Raw genomic sequence first — 22,809 nt, 5'->3', positions numbered from 1 at the left:
GCCCGGTCATCAATCGTCGTCGCGGCGAAAGCGGTAGCCGCGCCCGCGCAGGGTTTCGATGGGCTGCCAGCCGCCTTCGGGATCGAGCTTGCGGCGCAGCCTGCCGATGATCACCTCGATGACGTTGCTGTCGGGGTCGGCATCCTCGTCGTAGAGGTGTTCGTTGAGCTCCATCTTCGACACCACCTGGCCGGGATGGAGCATGAAGTACTCGAGCACCTTGTACTCGAAGCTGGTCAGATCCATCGACTCGCCGTCGAGCTCGACTTGCTGGCTGGAGAGATTGACCGTCAGCGGCCCGGTGCGCACTTCCGGCGCCGCGTGACCGGCCGAACGCCGCAACAGGGCGTTGACCCGCGCCATCAGCTCCTCGATGCGGAAAGGCTTGGTGACGTAGTCGTCGGCGCCGATCTCGAGCGCCTCGACCTTGTCCTGCCAGTCCGAGCGGGCGGTCAGGATCAGGATCGGGTACTTGAGTTCGCGCTCGCGCACCTGCCGGGCGATTTCCATGCCGCTCTCACCGGGCAAGCCCAGGTCGATGATGGCCAGGTCGATCGGGTACTCGATAGCGAAATGCAGCCCGTCGGTGCCGTCGGCGGCCAGGTCGACCGCATGGCCCTGGCGCTTGAGCGCACGGCCGAGCAATTCGCGCAGTTCGGTTTCGTCTTCGACCACCAGGATTCGCATTCAATCGTCCCCTGCCGGAACACGCACCGTGCGCACCACGCCGTCTTCGGTCACGATGCGGATGACGTGAATGCGCCGCCCGTCGCGCTCGACCGTCTGGGCCGAGACGACCTTGGCGTCGTACTGCTGCGCCACACGCCGCGCCGCCTCCTCGAGGGTGATCGCCCAGGCCGAAACCACCAGCGTGGCGGCCAGCGTGAGCGCGATCAGAAGCTGTTTGAGCAAACGGCACATGGCGGTTCTTCGGTTGATGACGCGACGATTCTAGCGCGGCGGGATAAATCGGTGCTGAACCCCGGATCGGGTTCCGGGTTCCGGGTTCCGGGTTCCGGGTTCCGGGTTCCGGGTTCCGGGTTCCGGGTGCCTGGTCTGGAAACCGGAAACCGTCAATATATTTCCGCCACACAACACCGCAGGCTGCCACCGGCCTTCTCGATCTCGTCGAGCTCGACGCCGTGAATCGTGAATCCCCATTCCTCCAGCCTGGCCAGCTTCTCCGGCGCCAGCGCGTCGACCGCGGTCTGGCTCATGAACAGGTCCGAGAAACTCAGGGCGATGACGTTGCCGGCGAAGGCTTCCTTTTCCTCGGTCGTGATCTCGAGCACGTGACCGGGGAAGGCCTCGGCAATCGCCCTGGGCACTTCGGGGTCGACAAAGGAGTCCGGGCAGATCACCAGCGCGCGCGAAGCGAGCACGGCCATGACCACGTTGGTGTGATACTCGTGCTCATTGAGATCGAACTGGAAGCTCAGAGCCAGATCGAAGGCGTCGTGCATCGCCTCGCAGCCGGCGGCGTCGACACGCTGCGTGATGCCGCAAAAGCCGATGCGGCGGGCCCGGTCGAGCACCAGCGCGCCGGTCAGCTCGGCGACCAGGTCGCGGCCGGACAGGTCGATCGTCTCGTAGTGCATCAAGTCGCTGAAAAAGGCGCGGATATCGGCCCGTTCGGCCTCGCGCTGGCGTTCGGGGTGGAACATCGCACCGACGATCAAGCGACCCGGCGAAGTGGCGAAGGTGTTGTTGGGAAACACATCGTCGGGGGTTTCCGGCTTGCCGGGAAAGCGCACCAGCGGGATGCCGCAGGCGGTAATGCGTTCACTCAGGGCGCGGTGCTGGTCGAGGGCCCGCTGCGGATCGACATCGACGGCAAGATCCATGTACTCGTTGTCGCGCGACGTTTCGGTCGACAGCCGGAATCCACTGGGCTCGACCAGGAAAACCGCGCGCGGCACGGCCGGGCCGTCGGCGATGAGCCAGCCGGCTTCGATCTGCTTTCTGAACTCTGCGGGGGTACGGACGATCACCTTGGAAAACTCTCTGATGGGAACGCGGGGCTGCACAATATGCGGCTCATGTCCCGACGCGTCAATAGCCGGTTTTCTTCCGACGTCAGACCGCCGCGACGCGCTGGGGCAAGGACGGAACCGCCTCCAGAAGCAGATCGGCGCTCGCGCCGTCGAGGTGCATGTTCTGGCTCAGGTGGCGGCGCCAGTGCCGGGCGCCGGGCTGGCCGTGGAACAGGCCGAGCATGTGACGGGCGACCTGGTTGAGGCGGCCGCCGGACTCGATATGCCGTCGGGCATAGTCGACCATCGCTTCGACCACCGCCTCGCGCGAGACCGCCGCCGGCCAGCCCAGGTCATGGCTCAACTCGGCCAGTAGCCAGGGATTCTGGTAGGCGGCGCGGCCCAGCATCACCCCGTCGACGTACTCGAGCTGGCGGTGCACGGAGGCCGCGTCGGTCAGGCCGCCGTTGAGGATCACGGTCAGATCGCCCCGGCGGGCCTTGAGCGCGTGCACGCGCTCGTGAACCAGCGGCGGGACCTCGCGGTTTTCCTTGGGGCTGAGCCCGGACAGCCAGGCCTTGCGGGCGTGGACGATGACCGTGTCGATCCCGCTTTCGGCCACCGAGTCGATGAAGTCGAACAGGAACTGGTCGCCCTCGAACTCGTCGACGCCGATGCGGGTCTTGACGGTCACCGGCAGATCGACCGCTTCGCGCATGGCCGCCAGGCAGTCGCGCACGAGCGCGGGCTCTTTCATCAGGCAGGCGCCGAATCGACCCTTCTGCACGCGATCGGAGGGGCAGCCCACGTTGAGGTTGATCTCGTCGTAGCCGAACTCGGCCCCGATGCGCGCCGAGCGCGCCAGCTCGTCTGGATCGCTGCCACCCAGCTGCAGGGCCACCGGATGCTCGGACGGATCGAATCCAAGCAGGCGATCGCGATCGCCGTGGATGACCGCACCAGTGGTGACCATCTCCGTGTACAGCAGCGCACGCGGCACCAGCAGGCGATGGAAGTACCGGCAGTGACGATCGGTCCAGTCCATCATCGGGGCGACGCTGAGCGTGTGGGGACCGCGCGGGGACAAGGCTTTCGGACTCATGCTCATGACAGGGCGGCATTGTAACCGGGCCGGCGACAACGAGCTTGCCGAGGATCGAGGCCTTGTGGCATATTTCAGAACATCATGATTTGAGAATCAGTCACATCGGGCTGGTTCACTCAGGGGGTCGACATGCCGTCTCGCGAGGAGCCCGAATCCGGACCACCGGAGCGACACCACCCGTCGCTGGAATGGCCCATCGGGATGGCCCGGCGCAGTATCGAGATGACGGTGATGAACTACTGCGGCGTCACCACCGTGATCGTCGTCGCCGGGTTCGTGTTCTATCGCTACTTCACCGGCGACACGGCCGGCGCGATGATCAACGCGGTCATCGTGGCCATGCTGGTTGCCGTGCTGCTTATGGGGCGCGTGGGGCGATTGCGACCGACCGCCCTGATCCTGTTCGGCTTCATCATCAGCCTGTCGTGCCTGCTCAGCGCCATGCTGGTCAGTCCCAACGGGCTTTTGTGGACCTTCCTGGTGTTGTGGGTCAATTTCCTGGTGCTGCCGCGCGCGGTCGCGATTGCCTGCAACCTGATCATCACGCTCACGCTCACCGCCAGTTTCAACCTGTTCGATTCACTGCTGCACCAGATCAGCTGGGCTACCGTCGCCGTGTTGATCTCCGGCTTCGGGCTGGTCTTCACCAACCAGCTGCGCGAGCAGCGACGCATGCTCTCTGAGCTGGCCACGCTCGACCCACTGACCGGCGCGGGCAACCGCCGGCTGATGCAGCACGACCTGGAAAAGGCGGTTGCCGAAAGACGCCGCAGTCGGCGATCGGCAACGCTGATGGTGCTCGACCTCGACCACTTCAAGCGCATCAACGACGAGCACGGGCACGAGGCCGGCGACCGGGTCTTGAAGCAGTTCGTGGATATCCTGCGCGAGGCCCTGCGCACGGAGGACGGGCTCTACCGCCTCGGCGGCGAGGAGTTCGTCATCTTCCTGCGCGAAATGGACGCCGGTTCCGCGCAAGCCAGCCTCGATGAACTGCACCGACGGCTCAGCGGCAAGGTCAATGGCCCGGACGGCCCGCTACGCTTCTCGGCCGGGGCCGCGGTGCTCAGGGATGGAGAGAACTGGTCGCGCTGGCTCGCGCGCGCCGACCAGGCGCTCTATGAGGCCAAGCGCGCCGGCCGCGACCGCTTGATCATCGCCTGAATGCCGGCGCCGGATCGACGTCAGCGGGTTTCGATGCCGTCCTCGGTGGCAACCAGCACCACGTCGGCACCCCGCTTGGCGAACAGACCACAGGTAACCACGCCGGGAATCTGGTTGATATCGCGCTCGACCGCGACCGGGTCGACCAGGTCGAGATTGCGCACGTCGAGAACCAGGTTGCCGTTGTCGGTGGTGAAGTCCTCTCGCAGCTCCGGCCGGCCGCCCATGCCGACCAGCTTGCGCGAGACAAGGGCACGGGCCATGGGAATGACCTCGACCGGCAGCGGAAACTCGCCCAGCACCTTGACGCACTTCGAGGCATCGACGATGCAGACGAACTTGCGGCTCGCCGCGGCAATGATCTTCTCGCGCGTGAGCGCACCACCGCCGCCCTTGACCAGGCGCTTGTGCTCGTCGACCTCGTCGGCCCCGTCGATGTAGAGCTCGATATCGCCGGAATGGTTGAGGTCGATCACGCGCACGCCGATTTCCTTCAGCCGCCGGGTCGTCTCTTCCGAGGACGATACCGCCGCCTCCAGTCGCTTGCCGGACGCGGACAGCTCATCGATGAAAGCGTTGACGGTGCTGCCCGTGCCCACGCCCAGGGTCATGCCGTCCTCGACGTATTCCAGGGCCGCGCGGGCGACTTCGATCTTGAGTCTTTGCTGGCTCATAGCTTTTCCATTCCAAGAATGTAGTCCCAGTGGCCCTTGTCGATGGGCATCACCGACAGGCGGTTGCCGCGCTTGATCAGCTGCAGCCCGTCGAGCGCATCGGCGTGATCCTTGATCTCGCGCAGCGACAGTGTGCGCTTGGTGTGGCGCTTGTACTTGATGTCGACGAGCATCCAGCGCGGATCGTCCGGATCGCTCTTGGGATCGTGGTATTTCGAATCCGGGTCGAACTGGGTCGGATCCGGATAGGGCTTGCTCGCCACCTCGGCGATACCGACAATGCCCGGCTCCTTGCAGTTGGAGTGGTAGAAGAAGATCTTGTCGCCCAGCTTCATGTCGTCGCGCATGAAGTTGCGCGCCTGGTAGTTGCGCACCCCGTCCCAGGGTTCGACACCGACGCGTTCGAGATCGTCGATGCCGAAGACGTCGGGCTCGGATTTCATCAGCCAATATTGCATAAGACCAAGGTTTCAGGGTTCAGGGTTCAGGTTTCAGGGTTCAGGAAAACAATACCTAGTGTACCCCGTCACTCATTCTGTAACTTATAGCGAGTCGGAAAGCGTTTAGCTGCAAGGCCTGTCTCGCAGGGAATGGTGGGGCCATTTTCAAGAGACAGAACGCCGCAGATGAACGCTTTCCGGCTCGCCCTTCGGGAGCGCGCCTGAACCGACATTGCGGCGTTGCGCCCCTTGTAAAGGGCCCCACCCTTCACTGCGGGTCGCGCCTTGCACTGTCGGCTCAGGCGCGCTCTATAAGTTACACAATGAGTGACGGGGTACACTAGTTTAATCCATGGTGCCGTGGGCGACTGTTCGGTACCCGCCACACGACGTTCATGCGCGTTCTAACCCGTTCAAAACCACCGCAGGCCGTCCTCGGTGACGATCCCGTCGAGCGGTACGTCCCACTCGTCCACGGGTAGGACTTCGACTTCCTGTACGGCGTAAGCCACACCGACCAGGCGCGGCAGCCGGCCGATGCGTTCGGACTGGAACGCGAAAGCGCGATCGTAAAAGCCCGCGCCCATGCCCAGGCGGGCGCCATTCGGCGCGAAACCGACCAGCGGCACCAGCACGAGCTCGAGCGCCGCCGCCGCGAGGTCTTCGCCGTCGACGGGCTCCGGGATGCCGTAACGATTGGGCGCCATCTCACCATCGGGCCGCCAGCGACGAAAATGCATCTGCCGCCCGCGAACCACCGGCAGGAAAACCTGGTGCCCGCTCCGGTGCAGCCAGTCAGCCACCGGCATGAGGTCGGCTTCACCGCCATGGGCCACGAAGGCCGCGATCCGCTGACTGCGGGTCTGCCGGCAGAGTCGTTCGATATTGCGCCCGATCGCGGCGTCAGCCGACTCGCGGGCGAGCGCGGGCAGCGCCTTTCGCCGCGCCACCAGGCGCCGGCGCAACTCGGCCTTGGTTTCTGGCTGGCCGTGCTGGGAATCCATCAACCGGGGAGAACCGAATCTGCGGTGGGAAAAGGAGTGGCGCTCTCCACCTGTGCCGCTGCAGGTCTGTGACCTTGAACCGAAGGTTCAGGTGGGTTGGCTCTTCCAGCCTTCAGGCAATTCGCCTAGGGCGGACTGCACACCAGCTGAAAAGTCGCCATCCCGAGGTCGATAAGTAGGGACAAGGCATATTACGTTCCTGCTGGCGAACACCGCAGAGAGCGCCTGCCATCCAGTCTAGTCCTGTGCCAGGGCCCGATCAAGTCGATCCGCCAAATCATTCACCCGGGCATCGACCTGGTCGCGGCGATCATGCATCTGCTGGCGCAACTTGAGCACTTCCTCGGCCAGGTTGAGCGCCGCCATGACGGCGATCTTGTCCATCGACGAGATCTTGCCGGAATCGCGAATCTCGCGCATCTGCTGGTCGAGAAACAGGGCCGACTCCATCAGGGTTCGGCGCTGATCGGGCGTGCACATCACACGGTATTCGCGGTCGACGATGCGAACCGTCACCGGTTCCGGGGACTGAGTCATGCGTTCTATCCTGCGTTTTCCAGCGCCTTGAGGCGCTCGATCATGGCTTCGACCCGGGTTCGGGCCTCCTCGTTGCGCTGCACCAACGTAGCGCGCTCGGCGACCAGCGACTCCTGCCTTGCAAGCAGGGAACTGTTCTCGTCTTCCAGTCGCTCCAGGCGCTCAACCATCTCCTTGATGCGCTGCTCCAGGCGATCGATGCTGCGGACAGTCTGCTCCAGCGAATTCATGCGGGTCCCCGTTTCGAAAACTATCAAGGGCTTAATCATAGAACTTGCCAAGCCGCTTCACAACTCTCCGGTTCCGGGAGCGGGCCGGTGATAAACTCACGCACTCATTCGCAGCACCCGAATTCATGACAAGCGAACAGGAATCCAAGCTGGCCTGGCTGCTGGCCGTGGCCGCCGACAGCGCGCCCGAATCCGTTGCCGAAACCCACGCCGTGGTGACCGGGCTTCTCTGCGGAAAGCCCGGCCAGGACGAGACCGAGCTGGCCACCCACCTGGCCGCCCTGCAGGTGGGCGACTGGACCTCCGAGCGCATCCTCGACCAGCTCGGCCCGGCCCTCAACCAGCTCAAGAGCGAGCTGGCCTCCGAGAGCATGGACTTTCAGCTGCTGCTGCCGACCGAGGATCGGCCGCTGCAAGAGCGCACGCGCTGCCTGGCGCACTGGTGCTCGGGTTTCCTGACCGGCTTCGGCGCCGCCAGCCCGACCATCCGTTCCGAGGAAGCCGGTGATGCCCTGCGCATGGTCGAGCAGATCGCGCGCGCGGATACCGACCCGGACTCCGACCAGGAGGCCGAGGAAGGCGCCTACACCGAGCTGGTGGAATTCGTGCGCGTGGCCATCCTGATGCTGCGCGAGGAATGCCGGTCCGGCGCCACGAAACACTGAATCGACGGGCGAAAATGATTCGAAACGAGGAGTTTTCCAGGCGCCGCCAGCGGTTGATGGAAGAAGCCGGCAAGGGCGCCCTGATCGTACTGGCCGCCGCGCCCGAGCGTTTGCGCAACGGCGACGCCTTCTACCCGTATCGCCAGGACAGCGATTTTCTCTACCTCACCGGCCTGGACGAGCCCGAGGCCGTCCTGGTGCTGCGCCCGGGCCGCGACAGCGGCGAGCAGATCCTGTTCCTGCGCGAACGCAACCCCGATCGCGAGCGCTGGGACGGTCCGCGCCTGGGCCTGGACGGCGCGGTCGAACAACTGGGCATGGACGACGCCTTCCCCATCGGCGACCTCGACGAGATCCTGCCGGGCATGATGGAAGGCTGCGAGCGCATCTACCACCTGGTCGGCAAGGACGTGCAGCTCGACCAGCGCATCATCGGCTGGCGCAACCGCCTGCGCGCCGAGCAGCGCGGCAGCCACGGCCCGGGCGAGATCGTCGCGCTCGAACCCCTGCTGCACGAGCAGCGCCTGATCAAGTCGCGCGAAGAGATCCGCTGCATGCAGCGCGCGGCCAGGGTCTCGGCGGCCGCGCTCATGCGCGCCATGCGCGCTTGCCTGCCCGGCATGAACGAAACCGAGCTGATGGCCGAGCTGCACTACGAATACACCCGCAACGCCTGCCCCGCCGCCTACCTGCCGATCGTCGCCGGCGGCGCGAACGCCTGCGTGCTGCACTACATCCGCAACGACCAGCCGCTGCCGAACGACGGCCTGGTGCTGATCGACGCCGGCTGCGAGTTCGCCGGCTATGCCGCCGACATCTCGCGCACTTTCCCGGTCAGCGGGCGCTTCAGCGCCGCGCAGCGCGATCTGTACGAGGTGGTGCTGGCCGCGCAGCACGCCGCCATCGACCAGGTTCGTCCCGGCAAGCCCTTCGAGGCCTTCCACGAGGCCGCCGTGGCCACGCTCACCCGCGGCCTGATCGACCTGGGCCTGCTCGGCGGCAGCCTGGACGAGAACATCGAACAAGGCCACTACCGCCGCTTCTACATGCACAAGACCGGCCACTGGCTGGGCCTGGACGTGCACGACGTGGGCGACTACCGCATCGACGAGCTCTCGCGCGTGCTCGAGAAGAACATGGTCACCACGGTCGAACCGGGCCTCTACATCGACGACGGCGAGGACATCCCCGGGCACTTCCGCAACATCGGCATCCGCATCGAGGACGATATCCGGGTCACCGATGACCGACCCGAGAACCTGACCTCGGCGGTACCGACCGACCCGGACGACATCGAGGCGCTCATGCGGTCATGAACGACTTCGACGTCATCATCGTCGGCGGCGGTCTGGCCGGATCCGCCCTGGCGCTCGGGCTGGCGCAGGCCGGTAATCGCGTCGCGCTCATAGAAGCCTTCGAGCCGAAGGCCGACGCGCGGCCGAGCTTCGACGACCGCACCCTGGTGGTCAACGCCGCGTCACTCAACATCCTCGCCAACCTGGGAATTCTCGACGACGAGCTGAGCACCTGCCCGCTGAAACACATCGAAATCAGCCGCGCCGGGGCGCCGGGTCACCTGGGCCTGCACTCGGCCGATCACGGCTGCGAGCGCTTCGGCGCGGTTATCGTCGCGCGCGAGCTGGGCAGCGGCATGCTGCGCCGGCTCGAATCGGCCGGCGGCATCGAATCCTTTTGCCCGGAGAAACTCGCGCATATCGAGGTGGATGAAGACCACGTCACGGTCGAACTCGACAGCGGCAAGCGGCTGAGCGGCCGGCTGCTGGTCGGCGCCGACGGCACGAATTCCACCGTCCGCCGCCTGGCCGGGATCGAGAGCCGTCGAGTCGACTACGGCCAGTCGGCCATGATCTTCAACGTCGGCTGCCCGAAGCGTCCGGCCGACACCGCCTGGGAGCGCTTCACGCCGGCCGGCCCGCTGGCCTTCCTGCCGCAGCCCGAAGACCGCCTGGGCGTGGTCTGGATCGACGACAGCGCGGCGGTCGATGCCGCGCTGGGCATGAACGACGACGAACTCATCACACGCCTCGAGGCGCGCAGCGGACGCACGCCCGGCGGCTTCACCACACCCGGCAAACGCGCGAGCTACCCACTGGCGCTCACCCGCACGCCACGGCCGATCGCCGCGCGCGTGGCCCTGGTCGGCAATGCCGCCAACACCGTGCATCCGGTTTCCGCCCAGGGCTTCAACCTGGGCTTGCGCGATGTCGCCGCCCTGGTCGATCACGCCGGCAAGGCCGAGGATCCGGGCCGGGCCGAGGTCCTGGACGCCTGGTTCGACGACCGCCGGGACGACCAGGCAGCCACCGTGCGCTATACCGACACCCTGGCGCGAGCCTTCTCCAACCCCTCGACGATCGTGCAGTTGGGCACCGGCCTGGGCCTTTTCGCGCACGCCGCGGTTCCCGCGCTTTCAAGGCGGCTGGTGCGCGCGGCCATGGGGTTCCGCGAGCCGGTCAGCTCGCTTGCACGGGAGAACGCACGATGAGGGTCGATCACGATATCGTCGTCGCCGGCGGCGGGGTTGCCGGGGCCACCGCCGCAGCCCTGCTCGCGCAGTCGGGCCACAGCGTGGCGCTCGTCGACCGCCGTCGGCCCGACGCGCCCGATCCGGATTCGGATTTCGACCCGCGCGTGGTGGCGATCGCGCCCGGCTCGGCCGCGGTGCTCGGCGCCGCGGGCGCCTGGCAGCGACTGCCCGAGGAACGCCTCGGCCCTTACGATCGCATGCAGGTCCACGCCGACGGCGGCGAGATCAAGTTCCGTGCCTCCGAGCACGGCCTGGGCCGGCTTGGCTGGATCGTCGAGGTGCCCTGGCTGCAGGCCTTTTGCTGGCAGGCGCTGGAAACAATGAACGACGTCGAGCTGATCGCCCCGGGCAGCGTCAGCGGCTTCAGCCAGCGAGACGACCACGTCCGCCTCGAGCTCGAGGGTGGCCAGTCGCTTCGATCGCGCCTGCTCATCGCCGCCGACGGCGCCCGCAGCCGCCTGCGGCGCATGGCCGGCATCGAGACCGACCTGTGGCACTACAACCAGCAGGCCCTGGTCACCCACATCGAGACGGAAAAGCCCAACGAAGGCCTGGCCTGGCAGCGCTTTACCGAATACGGCCCGCTCGCCCTGCTGCCGCTGGCCGACGGGCGCTCCTCGATCGTCTGGTCCCAGCCCGAACGACGCGTCCGGGAACTGATGGCGCTTGACGAAGCCGGCTTCCTGGCCGAACTCAACGCCTGCCAGGACAGCCCCTTCGGCGCGGCGAGCGCGGCGGCGAAACGCTATTCCTTCCCGCTGATCCGTCGCCAGGCCAAGCACCTGGTCAGCGAGCGCCTCGTCCTGCTCGGCGATGCCGCCCGCAACGTCCATCCCCTGGCCGGCCAGGGCCTCAACCTGGGCCTGATGGACGCCGCGGCACTGGCCGAAGTGCTGGCCGAATGGCGCGGCGAGGCCGACCCGGCGCGCGCCCTGGCCCACTACGAGCGCTGGCGCATCAGCGGCGGCAGCCTGGTCGCCGGCGGCATCCACGCCATCAACGAATTCACCCGCGCCGGATCCGGTCGCGCCCTGGCCGCCCTGGGCTTTTCCCTGGCCGGCAGGCTCTGGCCGCTGCGCGAGGCCTTCGTCGAGCACGCCTGCGGCCTCGACCGCGACAGCCCGAAGCTGGCGCGCAGCGCACGATGAGCGCGCCCTCGCCCCTCAAGGCGGCGCTGCTGGTACTCGCTGGCGCCATCATGCTCAGCTTCGCGGCGATCTTCGCGCGCCTGACCGGCATGCCGCCGACCACCTCGGGCTTCTACCGCATGGTCTTCGGCTGCCTGGCCTTCGCCGCCCTGCTCGCACTACGCCCGGAAATGCGCACCGGTTGGCGCGACAACTGGGCCGGCTCCTTCCTGATCGGCGCCTTCTTCGCCGCCGACATCTGGTTCTGGCACCGCGCCATCGACTACATCGGCCCGGGCCTGTCGACCCTGTTGGCCAACTTCCAGGTCTTCTTGCTGACCGCCATCGGCGTGATCTGGATGCGCGAGCGCGTCGGCTGGCGCTTTGCCACGGGCCTGGGGCTCGCCATGGGCGGCCTGTGGCTGCTGTTCGGCCGCGACTGGGCCAACCTGCCGCCGGATTACCGCATGGGCGTGATCCTCGGCCTGCTCACCGCCCTGGCCTACGCGCTCTACCTGCTCAGCCTCCGCGGCTTCCAGATCCGCCACGGCCATATCCGGCCCGAGGCGCGCCTGCTGCAGTCGACCTTTTTCTGCGCCCTGATCCTGGGGGCGGCCAACCTCGTCGAGGGCAACGGTTTCGCGATTCCGACCTGGCAGGCGCTGGCCGCCCTCGTCGGCCTGGGGCTCGTCTGCCAGGTGCTGGGCTGGCTGTCGATCACCCGTGGCATGCCCTTCCTGCCGGCCGGCCTGGTCGGCCTGCTGCTGCTCATCCAGCCGGCCTCATCGGTGCTGTGGGACTACATCATCTTCGGCCTCAGGCTGGACGCCTGGCAACTGACCGGCATCGTCCTGGCCCTGGTCGGCATCTACTTCGGCCTGCGCTCGGCATCAAGGCGGAAGCTGGGATAACGCGCGTGGTGGTCGTTCAGGGCAAGATCGATCTGACCACCCGGAATCCGGCCATTGGCGCGCCCACAGTCCGGGTTTCCGCTCGCACTCGGTGCGCGGACCGAACTTGCCGGTCTTCGTTGAGATAGGAACCGCCGCGAGCAACCAGGGCCTGGCAATCGCCCGCCATCCACGCGCTTCCGTCAGTTGGCGCTCCCTGATAGTCGTCATTCCAGCAATCGTCGACCCATTCCCACACGTTGCCATGCGTATCCTGCAAACCGAAGGCGTTGGGCGCAAAGCTGCCCACCGGCACGGTCTGCATACGATATTGTCCCGCGGCACATCCCTGGTCCATCTGAAGGCCATTGAAATTGGCCTGGTCGGTCGAGAGACATTCTCCCGTATTGAAACGACCGGACGAACCGGCGCGGGCAGCGTATTCCCATTCGGCCTCACTGGGCAGGCGATAACTCTGGCCCGTCCTGGCGCTCAACCAGGCCACGTATTCCTGAGCATCTTCCCAACTGACATTGATGACGGGACGTGCACCTCGGCCCCAGCCCTGATCATTCGGATCATGGGTACAGCCACCGTCGGCCAGGCAGGCATCCCATTCATCGAAGCTCACTTCTCGCTGGCCGATGGCGAAAGCGGGCACGTTGACGGCATGTACGGGCCGCTCCCAATCGTTGCCACCCGGCTCCGAGAACGGAGCACCCATCAGGAACTCGCCGGGCGGAACGCGCACCATCCTGGGGCAATCGGCGCAGTCCCGGAAAGACAGTTCGAAGTAGTCGCGAAAGATGGTCTCACCCGACGCAAGCGCTGCACCCAACAAGCCTGTCAACATGATCACGAGGCGCAAGGATGTCGCTCGCCTGCCACCTCGAATCTTTCCACCCACGTTTTTCACTGCACCACCTACTCGAACGAAACCGCGCCTGACGGAGGCCGCGAAAACAATACTAATGACCGCATGCCAGGGGCTCAACCAGAATCGACCGCGACCTACGCGATCCCAAGCCGCTCTTCCCTCTGCGGCCCTGCGTGAAGCCTGAAAGACGCTCAGCTTGCTAAAGACTCCAATCGATCGGCGCCACCGCACGGCTCTCGAGCCAGGCATTTGCCTTCGAGAAATGCCGGCAACCGAGAAATCCTCGGTGAGCCGACAGCGGCGAGGGATGCGGGGCTTTCAGCACGAGATGGCGCTGGCGGTCGATGCCGGCACCCTTTTTCTGCGCCTGGCTGCCCCAGAGCAGGAACACGACGTTTTCGCGGCGTTCGTTGACGGCCTGGACGACCGCGTCGGTGAACGACTCCCAGCCCTTGCCCTGGTGGGCGCCGGCGTTGCCCCGCTCGACGGTGAGCACGGCGTTGAGCAGCAGCACGCCGCGGTCGGCCCAGGCCTGCAGGCAGCCGTGGCGCGGCACGGGCAGGCCCAGGTCGGACTCGATTTCCTTGAAGATGTTGACCAGCGAGGGCGGCGGACGCACGCCCTGCTGCACCGAAAAACACAGCCCGTGCGCCTGCCCGGGCCCGTGGTAGGGGTCCTGGCCCAGGATCACCGCCTTGACCTTCGACAGGGGCGTGGAGTCGAGCGCGCTGAAGATCCGCGGCCCCGGCGGGTAGACGGTGGCGCCGGCGCGCTTGCGTTCCAGCAGGAAGGCGCGCAGGCGCTGCATGTAGTCGCGGTCGAACTCGGCGCCGATGGCTTCGAGCCATTCGGGGTGGAGCTGGATGTCGCGGTGCTGGTCGGGCATGGGGTTTGGGACTAGGGACTAGGGACTAGGGACTAGGGCGTCAGGATATCGCAACCAGCCAACCTTAAACCTGAGACCTCATCCTCGGCGGTTATCATAGGCCACCAAACCCAGAATTCACTGCACCACAACCCGGAGTCACCCATGGCAATCCAGACCGATGCGGTCATCGTCGGCGCAGGCCCGGTCGGCCTGTTCCAGGTCTTCGAACTCGGCCTGCTGGGCCTGAAGGCCGAGCTGGTCGACTCGCTGCCGCAGGTGGGCGGCCAGTGCGCCGAGCTCTACCCGGAAAAGCCGATCTACGACATTCCTGCCTGCCCGGAAATCGGCGCGCAGGAACTCATCGACAAGCTGATGCAGCAGATCAAGCCCTTCAACGCCGGGATCCACCTGGGCCAGCGCGTGGAGAAGTTCGAAAAGCGCGACGACGGCCGTTTCACCGTGGTCACCTCGGCCGGCACGGAATTCGACGCCGGCGCGGTCATCATCGCCGCCGGGCTGGGTGCCTTCCAGGCCCGGAAACTCAAGGCCAAGGGCATCGACGAGGTCAGCAGCGACCAGATCCACTACAAGGTGACCAACCGCGAGCACTTCCGCGGCAAGCGCCTGCTGATCCTCGGCGGTGGTGATTCGGCGCTGGACTGGACCATGGACCTGGCCGAGATTGCCGAGTCGGTGGAGCTGATCCACCGCCGACAGGAATACCGGGGCGCGGCCGCCTCGGTGGAGAAGGTGCGCGCGCTGGCCGCCGAGGGCAAGGTGCGCGAGCGCCAGGGCATCATCACCCAGGTCCACAGCGAGGACGGTCGCTTCACCGGCTTCGACCTGATGGATCTCGAGCGCAACAAGACCACGGTCGAGGGCGACGAAGTGCTGGTTTTCTGGGGCCTGGCGCCGGACCTCGGACCAATCGCGGACTGGGGCCTGGACCTGGAGAAGAAGCAGATCCCGGTCGACACCGAGAAATTCCAGACATCGATCGAGGGCGTGTTCTCCATCGGCGATGTCAACACCTACCCCGGCAAGAAGAAATTCATCCTGTCGGGCTTCCACGAAGCCGCCCTGGCGGCCTTCGGCGTACAGAAGCACGTCTACCCGGACGCGCGCCAGTTCGTGCAGTACACCACCACCTCGCCGATCATGCACAAGCGATTGGGGGTGGCTGACGAGTGAGATGACGCTTCCGGGAAGCGTCTCCTAGCTGGAACCAAAAAAATTCCAAATTCGAAGCACCAAGTACCAAACAAATTCGAATGACCGAAATCTCAATGACCTAAACAGGTCTCAGCCTGGTGTTGCTGATGGCTCTCTATCCTTTGGAGTACGGCTGGAGTTGCAGCTCGAACTCGAGGTCGACGCGGTTGCGGATGAAGTCGGTATCCTCAAAGTCCTCGTCACCGGTGCCGACATTCCAGTCGAGGCGCATGATTTCCGCACTGCCGGAGAGCACGGGCACATCTTCGTCCGACAGATTCAGGCGCACCGGCTGGCTGGCGCTGACGCCGCGCAGCTTCAACTCGCCCTCGGCGACCACGCCGTCACCGTCGGCGCTCACGTCATCGCTTTTCCAGGTCGCCTCGGGGAACTCCTCGACATGGAAGAAGTTCTCGCCGTGCAGTTCGCTGTCGCGCTGGCTGTCACCCGTATCGGCCGACGCCGTCTTGACGACGACCTCGATCCCGGCGGTGGTCAGATCGCGCTCGTCCATGCACAGGGTCACCGAGAACTCGCCGAAGGTCCCCGTGAAGCGATTGCCTTCGGCCACGCCGACGAACTTCAGCTCGCCGTCGTCCTGGTCGGCGCGAAAACAGTCCGCCAGGGCAAGGCCCGGCAACAACATCAGCAGCGTCAGCGCCGCGGTCTTCATTCCTTTCGCCATATCGGCAACATCCTCTTGAGTACGTCGTCCTTGAGCCAGAAGTGGTGCCGCAGTGCGGCCAGCGCGTGGCCGATGGCCACGATCGCCAGTGCATCGGTCAACCACTCGTGCATGTCTTCGAAAAAGTCTTCCAGTTCCCCGCTCTTCGCCACGATGCTGGGAAAGTCGATCGGACCCCACCAGTAGTCGCCGTAGCCGGCGGCCGAGGAGTACGCCCAGCCCGACAGCGGGATGGCGAAGATCAGGCCGTACAAAATCCAGTGACCCGCATGCGCGGCGAATCGTTCCCAGCGCGGCATATGCGAAGGCAGCGCCGGCGGCCGGTTGAAAAACCGCCACAGCAGACGGAGCACGGCAATCGCCAGGATCGTCATGCCGACGGTCTTGTGCTGCGTGATCAACTCCAGTCGCGCGCGCAGCCCGTCGACCTCGTCGATCCGCCAGGCCCAGATGTACTGGACGATGATCAGGGCCACGACCAGCCAGTGAAAGCCCTGGCTGACCAGTCCGTAGGCCCGTTCGGTGTTGCGAAGCGGCAGACTCACGTACGACTCCCTGCAAGCGTCACCGAAAGACTATAGCGCTGCCATGAAGTTCATGTCACCAGTCAGCCGCCCGCGCCCGAGGGCAAGCGGCTCCGGTCCGGGCTCAGACGAGCTGCATCGCCTGGAGGGTCGTGGCGAGCCGCCTCGCATTGGCCTCTTGCAAGGGCGCCAGCGGACTGCGCACGCCGCCGACGTCGAGGCCGCACAGGTTCATCGCCGCCTTGATCGGCACTGGGTTGGTCTCGATGAAGCTGGCCTTGAACAGGGGCAGCAGCTCGAAGTGAATGCGGCGGGCGGTATCGAAGTCGCCTTTGGCCGCAGCATTGACCAGCGCGACCATGCGCTCGGGCACCAGGTTGGAGACCACCGAGATGACGCCGTGGCCACCAACGCTCATCAGCGGCAGGGTGAGCGCGTCGTCGCCGGAGACCACCCAGAAGGGATCGTCGTGTCGGTGACAGATGCGGTCGATGACGTCGGTCATCTGGCCGATGTCGCCGGAGGCTTCCTTGACGGCGATGACGTTGGGAATCCTGGCGATCTCGGCCAGGGTCTCGGTCTCGACGTTGACCGCGGTCCGGCCCTTGATGTTGTAGACGATGATGGGCAGGTCGGTCGACTCGGCGATCTCGCGAAAATAGCGCTCCAGGCCGGCCTGGGAGGGCTTGTTGTAGTAGGGCGTGACCACGAGCACGCCGTCGGCGCCGGCTTCCTGCGCCTCGCGCGTGGTGCGGATCGCCTGCTGCGTGTTGTTCGAGCCCGTACCGGCCCAGACCTGCACGCGGCCGGCGGCCTGCTCGACCGTGCGACGGATGACTCCGTCGTGCTCGGCGTTGAACATCGTGGGTGATTCACCGGTGGTGCCCATCGGGACAAGGCCGGACACACCCGCGGCGATCTGTTTTTCGACCAGCTCGCCCAGCACGTCGTAGTTGACTTCGCCCGACTCGTCGAAGGGCGTGACCATTGCGGTGTAGACGCCTTTTACCTGCACGATTTCGCTCCGTTGCTGTTGTGGCCTGATGGGGCCGCCCAGATTAACGCCAGGCGGCCCACCCGTGTTCCTTCGGCAAGATTCGGCGCCCGGAGTTTCCCGAAAGCGACCGGCCCGTGGATCAAGGCAGCTCGACCGGCTGATCCGCGCCCAGCCCGGGCCCGTAGATCAGGGCGTTCTCGAGGATGCGCATGGCGCCCAGCTGGGCCGCCCGGAAGGCCGGCGGATGCGCGAACAGGATGACCTGCCCTTTCCCGACCGACTCGCGCGTGACCCCGGCGCCGTTGGCGATGCGCTCGCGCGCCTCCGGCCACAGCAGGCCGCCGGCGCGCACGCGCAGTTCCCGACCTTCCGGCACGGGCGACCAGCCCACCAGGCGGGCGGGCGCCTGGCCCGCTCGGCGAGCCTGTTCATCGGCCTCGGAATAGACGCCCAGGCGAAGCGGCGCCTCGGCCGGCGGCTTGCTCATCAGCACCGGCGAGTCGGAAAACAGTAGCGTGAGAAAGTCGCCGGATCCGGAAGCGAGCCAATGCTCGGTATCCACCCGCGCGGCGACCAGCGCGCCGGAGGGCATGAACTGCTGCTGCCAGGCTTCGCGGCGCTTGCGCTCCTCGGCATCCGCGGAAGACTCCTCGATATCCGCCCAGGGATAATCCGGCGCGGCATCGGCCGAATGCCCCCAGATATCGGCCGGCAGCGGATCGTTGACCGACAGCCATTCACGGTGCAATTCGTCCCGGTACTCGCTCAGATCCTCACCCACCACCTGCGCAAGCGTGCGCACCGAAACCAGCGGCTCGTCGCCGCTGGTCAGGGCCGCGGCCGAATTGCCCGAAGCGATCAGCGTGCCGCCGGATTTCACCCATTCTCCAAGTGCTTCCCGAAGGCCTTCCGGCAGCGACCCGCCCCAGCGCTCGGGCAGGTAGAGGGTGTTGTAGCGACGCAGGTCGGCACGCCCGACGCGCGACTCGTCCAGGTGGCTGTGGCGCAGGCCGAGGCGATGGTCGAGCAGGTACCAGACCGCGCCGAAATCGAGCATGTTGGTGCTGCCCCGGCCGATCAGCGCGATCTTCGGCTGCGCCAGAACCTGCCAGTAACCGCCGCCGAGGTCGGCCTTCTTGCCCGGCGCGCGACCGTGACCGACCGGTTCGACCGCCAGGCCGAGCTGCGAGGCCGTTTCGGCCACCTGTTCCTGCCAGTCGTCCCGATCGCGGTTGTCGTCGCGGGTAATGGCGATGGAGCCGACCGGCAGGGCCCGGCCGTCCAGTTCCGACTCGCGCGTGTTGGCGCGCACGTTCAGCCCCCGCTCGAGCAGGCGGGCGGCCAGGGCGAGGGTTCGATCGTCGTCGCCCGAGGCGACCAGCGCGATGGCCTCCGGCGCCGTTTGCGCTTCATCGACGACACGCTGCGGCTCGATCGGCTCGAGCGAACGGGTCAGGTGCTCGGGCACGCTCAGGGCTTCGAGATCGAACATCATCGGAATATTCCAGCCGGTGGTGTCGTAGATCGTGCTGCGACCCTTCTTGAGCACGTTCTTGCGCTCGGCCGTCAGTGCCGATTCGCTGATCTGCGGGTCGAACTCGAACATCGCCGCCACCAGCCGGGCTTCGGGCTGGCGGTTTCGGATCACGAGGCTGCCGGCCGGCAGGGTCACGTTGCGCCGCTGCCGCCCGAGCCGGTCGATGGCGCGCGAGACGCGCAGGTCTTCGCTCAGGCGGTGCGTCTCGATGCCCTGGATCGCGAGCAGTTCGAGCAGATCGTTCATGCGGCCCTGGTTGTCGCTGGGCAGGATGACGAAACTGCGACGGCCGTAGGGCGCCTGGTCGGAAACCAGGCCGGCCTTGTCCTCGGCGTAGGCGGCAAGCATTTCGCCGCGATGCGCGCGCAGGGTCTGCAGGTTGGCGAATGTCGACAGCACCTGGTGATGGACCGACTGCCGGTAGCTGAGCAGGTGCGTGGCCCGCTGCACGCCATCGTCGGCGATGCGCGCCTGCTCGTAGAGTATGCCGTGGGCCCCGCGCAGCGCCGCCCAGGCGTCGGAGTAGCCCGGAAACCAGTTCTCGTTCCACTCACCGGAATAGTAGGGATAGCCGAACCGGTCGAAGGCCGCGGCCTGATCGTCGGCGAATCGATTGCCCATGTCGCTGCCCTGGTGCGGCAGGTGCGGGTTGTAAGGTTCACGCGGGGGCGAGAACAGGAAGCTGTCCTGCGAGCCCATTTCGTGAATATCGACGAACAGCAGCGGCTTCCAGTCGATAACGTGCGGAATGCGCCCGCGGGTTTCGGGCTGGCGCGCGTAGAGCCAGTCGCGGTTGAGGTCGAACAGGTAGTGGTTACCCCGACCGTAGGGCCAGTAGCCGGTGTGCACCAGCGACTGGTCGTCGACATTGGGCTGCGCACCGCGCGACTGCTGCACGCCGTTGACGAAGCGCTCGCGCCCGTCGGGATTCATGTTGGGATCGACGATCACGACCAGGTCTTCCAGCAGCGCCGCGGTTTCTTCCGAGCGGTCCGCGGCCAGCTGATACAAGACTGCCAGGGAGGCGTCCGAGCCAGAGCTTTCGTTGCCGTGAATCGAATAACCGAACCAGCCGGTCGCGGGCAACTCATCGATCAGCCGGTCGCGCTCGTCCGATGATGACTGGCGCGGATCGGCCAGGCCCGCCATGCCCGCCTGGATGTCGTCGATGCGAGCGATGTTGTCCGGCGAGGAAACGACCAGGTAGACCAGCGTTCGGCCTTCGAAGGTCTGCCCGTATTCGACCAGCTCGACTCGATCCGAACGCTCTGCGACCAGGCAGGCATACTCCAGAATCTGGGACGAAGTGGCAATCTGCTGTCCCACCGGAAAACCGAGCACCGACGCGGGCAGCGGAATCGCCGGATCATGGTCCGCAGACTCGGGGAACAGGGACTGCGGATACTCGAGCCCGGCCAGCGGCGAGGGCGTGGGCTCAGGATACGGCGTTTGGGACTGCGCCACAGCCAACGTTGTTCCAGCAAACGCCAGAATGGCCATCAGCGGTGAAAATAAGGGCTTGGAGTGCATGTGGTGGTTGACCTGACTCAGGAAATCATCGGTTGGTGACTATAGCGAAGCTCGACCAGCTTTACGCGTCGCTTTTCAACATCGGGATCCAGCGCATTTACCAGCACAAATCGTAGCTCACCGCTTTCATCCGGATCATCCGTGTACTCGAACTCGGCGGGATACCATTCGTTGGACCTCAAGAGACGCAAAACGAAGGGCCCGACGTCAATCTCTCGAAGGCGATCCACATCATCTTCAGAGAGACAGCCGTGCTCAGCCGGTAACACACCGTGATCCTCAGAAATATCGAGCAACTTGAATACGGCTTCAAGATACCCCTCTGGGGCCCAGATCAAATCATCGGCCTGGTGCGCATTGCGCTGTTTCTGGTGCCAATGAATGGCATACACGGTTTCTGCCGCCATTATGCTTCGGAAGCCACAATCAGCTCCTCGCCGAGCATGTCGATGATCTTGACTGCGACCGTACTGCCTTTTTGGGGCGCCGGCAGCTCGTAACGCCCATCGACCAGATCCGTCTTTTTCTCGGGAATGTCGGACAGCGCAACGTTGAATACTTCGCCGTCGTAATCCGTATCGATCAGAATGCAGTCGACCACGGCGCGCCAGTCGTCGATGCGGGCACGGAAAACGCCGGACTCCATGTTCAGGCGCTGGACGATGGTCGGTGAGAAGACGTCCTCCAACGTGACCTCTATCATGTCACCTTTGCGTGAGACCGAAATACTGGCTTCAAGCGGCTCGTGCTTGATAAATCCGCCGTACTTACTATCAGTGCGCAGCTCGATAATGTGATAGCGATTGACCGGCCGATTGCGGTTGTGCTGGTCTACCCAGTGGCGAGCAGCCAACTCCATGCCTAGGGCTACCACGGTCACGTCGCGTTCTTCCTCAGGCCGGCGCTTGAGCTCGGCGTCGATGTCCTCCAGGTCCAGCGGCGAGAGCGGATGGTTGAAGGGAATGATCTTGACCAGCCGGTTGCCCAGGTGGCCGTCAAAGAAGCCGTCGGTGCGCGAGCGGGTAATGCCGATATGCTCGCAGGCCAGCGCCACGGCCTCGTTGTGCTGAATCTGCAGATCGTAATCATTGACCCGCCAGGTGGTGAACGAAAGCTGGGCCGGCCGAGGCGCGGCCTGATCGGTCTCATCCAGACTGGCCTGTAGAGGGTCGGCGGCGGCCTCGGCCTGCTGCCGCATCAACGACTGCAGGCGTTTGGCCGTCGTATGGATGGCGCCCTTGTTGATATCGCAACCGATCCAACGGCGACCGAGATTTTGTGCAGATACGGCGGTCGTTCCAGATCCGATAAAGCAATCAAGAATCAGATCGCTCGGACGAGTCAAAAGCCCTGCAATCCGATCAAGCAGCGCAACAGATTTCTGAGTGGGATAATAGGCTTTCTCCGGGTCATCGGGGCTGGTGATTTTTTGGACGTCATCCCACCAGTCATTTACAGGGGTGCCCTCGTCGCGAAGCTTCGCACCTTCCCCCTTAACTCGAGTCCTCCCTCGTTGCACCGTCCCTTCTGAATAGGGTCTAAAAACGGGCTTATAAGTCCAAATATCTGACTTTGAGTACCAGAAAAGACTATCATGCTTATGAGGGAGTTCAGTTTTTGGAATCCCTCCACCTGCATAGCCCCAAATGATTTCGTTGCGAAAATTCTGAGCACCGAAGACTTCGTCAAGCAAGCACCGCAAATGATGTGATTTAGCGTCATCGCAATGAAGAACTATTGATCCATCTTCTGACAAAAGCTCCTTCAATAGAAGGATGCGCTCATACATAAACTGCAAGTAGTTGTCATTGGCCCAGATATCGGTGTACTGCACCTGCTCGCCAAGCGTGTATTCTTCGCCTTCAATTTTCGATGTATCGAAATTGCCACGGAGCTGCACCTTACGCACATAGTCCGCCCCAGAGTCGAACGGCGGATCGATATAGATGAGCTTGACCTTTCCCCGAAAGCCGTTGGCCAGCAGATGGGCCAACACGTCCTTGTTGTCGCCGTGAAACAACAGGCCACCGCGCTCGTACTTGTCGGGCCAGTCGGACCAGTCAAGCTCGTCCAGGGCATCGTCGGGCGCTTCGGCCTGAAAGCGCTCCACGTGCTGGGCTGGCCAGGCAGTTACACGATCGAGCGGCTGCTTGCCCACCCACATCAGCATGGGCCGGCCCTTGGCTTTGCCGATCTTCAGTTCATTCTGCTTCTTGCTCATA

The 22,809-nt window shown here is 65.0% G+C and carries 24 protein-coding genes and 1 other RNA gene; 7 read left to right on the top strand and 18 right to left on the bottom strand.

Going from position 1 to position 22,809, the window contains the following annotated elements:
* Positions 1-9 precede the first annotated feature (9 nt).
* From ACDC67_RS05585 to dusA, 4 genes are all read right to left on the bottom strand, one after another.
* A complete protein-coding gene (locus tag ACDC67_RS05585; protein ID WP_376691331.1) occupies positions 10-687 on the bottom strand; it encodes a response regulator transcription factor in 678 nt (225 codons plus the stop codon).
* Positions 688-921, bottom strand: a complete 234-nt coding sequence (locus ACDC67_RS05580; RefSeq protein WP_376691329.1) for a PepSY domain-containing protein — start codon at positions 919-921, stop codon at positions 688-690.
* A gap of 152 nt (positions 922-1,073) precedes the next feature.
* The gene (locus tag ACDC67_RS05575) at positions 1,074-1,991 is read right to left on the bottom strand and encodes an arginine deiminase-related protein (RefSeq protein WP_376691328.1); all 918 of its coding nucleotides are present in this window, start codon (positions 1,989-1,991) and stop codon (positions 1,074-1,076) included.
* 85 nt (positions 1,992-2,076) lie between these two features.
* Positions 2,077-3,081 (bottom strand): tRNA dihydrouridine(20/20a) synthase DusA, encoded by a 1,005-nt coding sequence (gene dusA / locus ACDC67_RS05570; RefSeq protein ID WP_376691326.1) that lies wholly within the window; start codon positions 3,079-3,081, stop codon positions 2,077-2,079.
* A gap of 126 nt (positions 3,082-3,207) precedes the next feature.
* On the opposite strand from dusA, the gene ACDC67_RS05565 reads away from it, so the two are divergent.
* Complete coding sequence (locus ACDC67_RS05565; protein WP_376691324.1) at positions 3,208-4,242, top strand: GGDEF domain-containing protein; 1,035 nt, start codon at positions 3,208-3,210, stop codon at positions 4,240-4,242.
* A 20-nt stretch (positions 4,243-4,262) separates the two neighbouring features.
* Here ACDC67_RS05565 and rpiA read toward each other — a convergent pair whose 3' ends face one another.
* The 6 genes from rpiA to ACDC67_RS05535 all read right to left on the bottom strand — a co-directional run bounded on the left by rpiA (position 4,263) and on the right by ACDC67_RS05535 (position 7,127).
* Positions 4,263-4,916, bottom strand: a complete 654-nt coding sequence (gene rpiA / locus ACDC67_RS05560; RefSeq protein ID WP_376691322.1) for a ribose-5-phosphate isomerase RpiA — start codon at positions 4,914-4,916, stop codon at positions 4,263-4,265.
* Positions 4,913-5,374, bottom strand: a complete 462-nt coding sequence (locus ACDC67_RS05555) for an EVE domain-containing protein (protein ID WP_376691320.1) — start codon at positions 5,372-5,374, stop codon at positions 4,913-4,915. Before ACDC67_RS05555 ends, rpiA begins: the two co-directional genes overlap by 4 nt.
* A gap of 395 nt (positions 5,375-5,769) precedes the next feature.
* Positions 5,770-6,360 (bottom strand): 5-formyltetrahydrofolate cyclo-ligase, encoded by a 591-nt coding sequence (locus ACDC67_RS05550; protein ID WP_376691318.1) that lies wholly within the window; start codon positions 6,358-6,360, stop codon positions 5,770-5,772.
* A gap of 39 nt (positions 6,361-6,399) precedes the next feature.
* A non-coding RNA gene (gene ssrS / locus ACDC67_RS05545) (6S RNA) lies at positions 6,400-6,584 on the bottom strand.
* Between the two features lie 13 nt (positions 6,585-6,597).
* On the bottom strand, positions 6,598-6,897 hold the full coding sequence (locus ACDC67_RS05540) for a cell division protein ZapA (RefSeq protein WP_376691317.1): 300 nt from the start codon (positions 6,895-6,897) through the stop codon (positions 6,598-6,600).
* A gap of 5 nt (positions 6,898-6,902) precedes the next feature.
* A complete protein-coding gene (locus tag ACDC67_RS05535; protein ID WP_376691315.1) occupies positions 6,903-7,127 on the bottom strand; it encodes a TIGR02449 family protein in 225 nt (74 codons plus the stop codon).
* Between the two features lie 125 nt (positions 7,128-7,252).
* Here ACDC67_RS05535 and ACDC67_RS05530 point away from each other — a divergent pair, with 125 nt between their 5' ends.
* From ACDC67_RS05530 to ACDC67_RS05510, 5 genes are read left to right on the top strand one after another with little or no spacing between them, the layout of a single operon-like run.
* Positions 7,253-7,792, top strand: coding sequence for a UPF0149 family protein (locus ACDC67_RS05530; RefSeq protein ID WP_376691313.1), 540 nt, complete (start codon positions 7,253-7,255; stop codon positions 7,790-7,792).
* Positions 7,793-7,806: 14 nt separating this feature from the next.
* Positions 7,807-9,108, top strand: coding sequence for an aminopeptidase P N-terminal domain-containing protein (locus tag ACDC67_RS05525; protein WP_376691312.1), 1,302 nt, complete (start codon positions 7,807-7,809; stop codon positions 9,106-9,108).
* The gene (locus ACDC67_RS05520) at positions 9,105-10,298 is read left to right on the top strand and encodes an FAD-dependent oxidoreductase (RefSeq protein ID WP_376691310.1); all 1,194 of its coding nucleotides are present in this window, start codon (positions 9,105-9,107) and stop codon (positions 10,296-10,298) included. Before ACDC67_RS05525 ends, ACDC67_RS05520 begins: the two co-directional genes overlap by 4 nt.
* Positions 10,295-11,488, top strand: a complete 1,194-nt coding sequence (locus tag ACDC67_RS05515) for an FAD-dependent oxidoreductase (protein ID WP_376691309.1) — start codon at positions 10,295-10,297, stop codon at positions 11,486-11,488. Before ACDC67_RS05520 ends, ACDC67_RS05515 begins: the two co-directional genes overlap by 4 nt.
* Positions 11,485-12,378, top strand: coding sequence for a DMT family transporter (locus ACDC67_RS05510; RefSeq protein WP_376691307.1), 894 nt, complete (start codon positions 11,485-11,487; stop codon positions 12,376-12,378). Before ACDC67_RS05515 ends, ACDC67_RS05510 begins: the two co-directional genes overlap by 4 nt.
* A 16-nt stretch (positions 12,379-12,394) precedes the next feature.
* Here the strand turns inward: ACDC67_RS05510 and ACDC67_RS05505 are convergent, their stop codons facing one another.
* Positions 12,395-13,216 carry a formylglycine-generating enzyme family protein gene (locus tag ACDC67_RS05505; protein WP_376691635.1) on the bottom strand — a complete coding sequence of 274 codons (822 nt, stop codon included), beginning with the start codon at positions 13,214-13,216 and terminating at the stop codon, positions 12,395-12,397.
* A 217-nt stretch (positions 13,217-13,433) separates the two neighbouring features.
* Positions 13,434-14,120: a uracil-DNA glycosylase gene (ung, locus tag ACDC67_RS05500; RefSeq protein ID WP_376691305.1), complete on the bottom strand. Its 687-nt coding sequence runs from the start codon at positions 14,118-14,120 to the stop codon at positions 13,434-13,436.
* 144 nt (positions 14,121-14,264) lie between these two features.
* On the opposite strand from ung, the gene ACDC67_RS05495 reads away from it, so the two are divergent.
* The gene (locus ACDC67_RS05495; RefSeq protein WP_376691304.1) at positions 14,265-15,293 is read left to right on the top strand and encodes an NAD(P)/FAD-dependent oxidoreductase; all 1,029 of its coding nucleotides are present in this window, start codon (positions 14,265-14,267) and stop codon (positions 15,291-15,293) included.
* A 136-nt stretch (positions 15,294-15,429) separates the two neighbouring features.
* Here ACDC67_RS05495 and ACDC67_RS05490 read toward each other — a convergent pair whose 3' ends face one another.
* From ACDC67_RS05490 to ACDC67_RS05465, 6 genes are all read right to left on the bottom strand, one after another.
* Positions 15,430-15,999 carry a YceI family protein gene (locus tag ACDC67_RS05490; protein ID WP_376691303.1) on the bottom strand — a complete coding sequence of 190 codons (570 nt, stop codon included), beginning with the start codon at positions 15,997-15,999 and terminating at the stop codon, positions 15,430-15,432.
* Entirely contained in the window at positions 15,984-16,544 is a 561-nt protein-coding gene (locus ACDC67_RS05485; RefSeq protein ID WP_376691302.1) for a cytochrome b, read from the bottom strand. Before ACDC67_RS05485 ends, ACDC67_RS05490 begins: the two co-directional genes overlap by 16 nt.
* A 103-nt stretch (positions 16,545-16,647) precedes the next feature.
* A complete protein-coding gene (gene dapA, locus ACDC67_RS05480; protein WP_376691301.1) occupies positions 16,648-17,538 on the bottom strand; it encodes a 4-hydroxy-tetrahydrodipicolinate synthase in 891 nt (296 codons plus the stop codon).
* 121 nt (positions 17,539-17,659) lie between these two features.
* Positions 17,660-20,521 carry a M14 family zinc carboxypeptidase gene (locus tag ACDC67_RS05475; protein WP_376691299.1) on the bottom strand — a complete coding sequence of 954 codons (2,862 nt, stop codon included), beginning with the start codon at positions 20,519-20,521 and terminating at the stop codon, positions 17,660-17,662.
* 83 nt (positions 20,522-20,604) lie between these two features.
* Entirely contained in the window at positions 20,605-20,994 is a 390-nt protein-coding gene (locus ACDC67_RS05470) for a hypothetical protein (RefSeq protein ID WP_376691297.1), read from the bottom strand.
* Positions 20,994-22,808 carry a DNA methyltransferase gene (locus tag ACDC67_RS05465; RefSeq protein WP_376691296.1) on the bottom strand — a complete coding sequence of 605 codons (1,815 nt, stop codon included), beginning with the start codon at positions 22,806-22,808 and terminating at the stop codon, positions 20,994-20,996. The genes ACDC67_RS05470 and ACDC67_RS05465 overlap by 1 nt, the downstream gene beginning before the upstream one ends.
* Position 22,809 lies beyond the last annotated feature (1 nt).

It is taken from the genome of Wenzhouxiangella indolica, assembly GCF_042310355.1.
GTDB lineage: Bacteria > Pseudomonadota > Gammaproteobacteria > Xanthomonadales > Wenzhouxiangellaceae > Wenzhouxiangella.
This window is presented reverse-complemented; position numbering and strand designations above follow the sequence as displayed.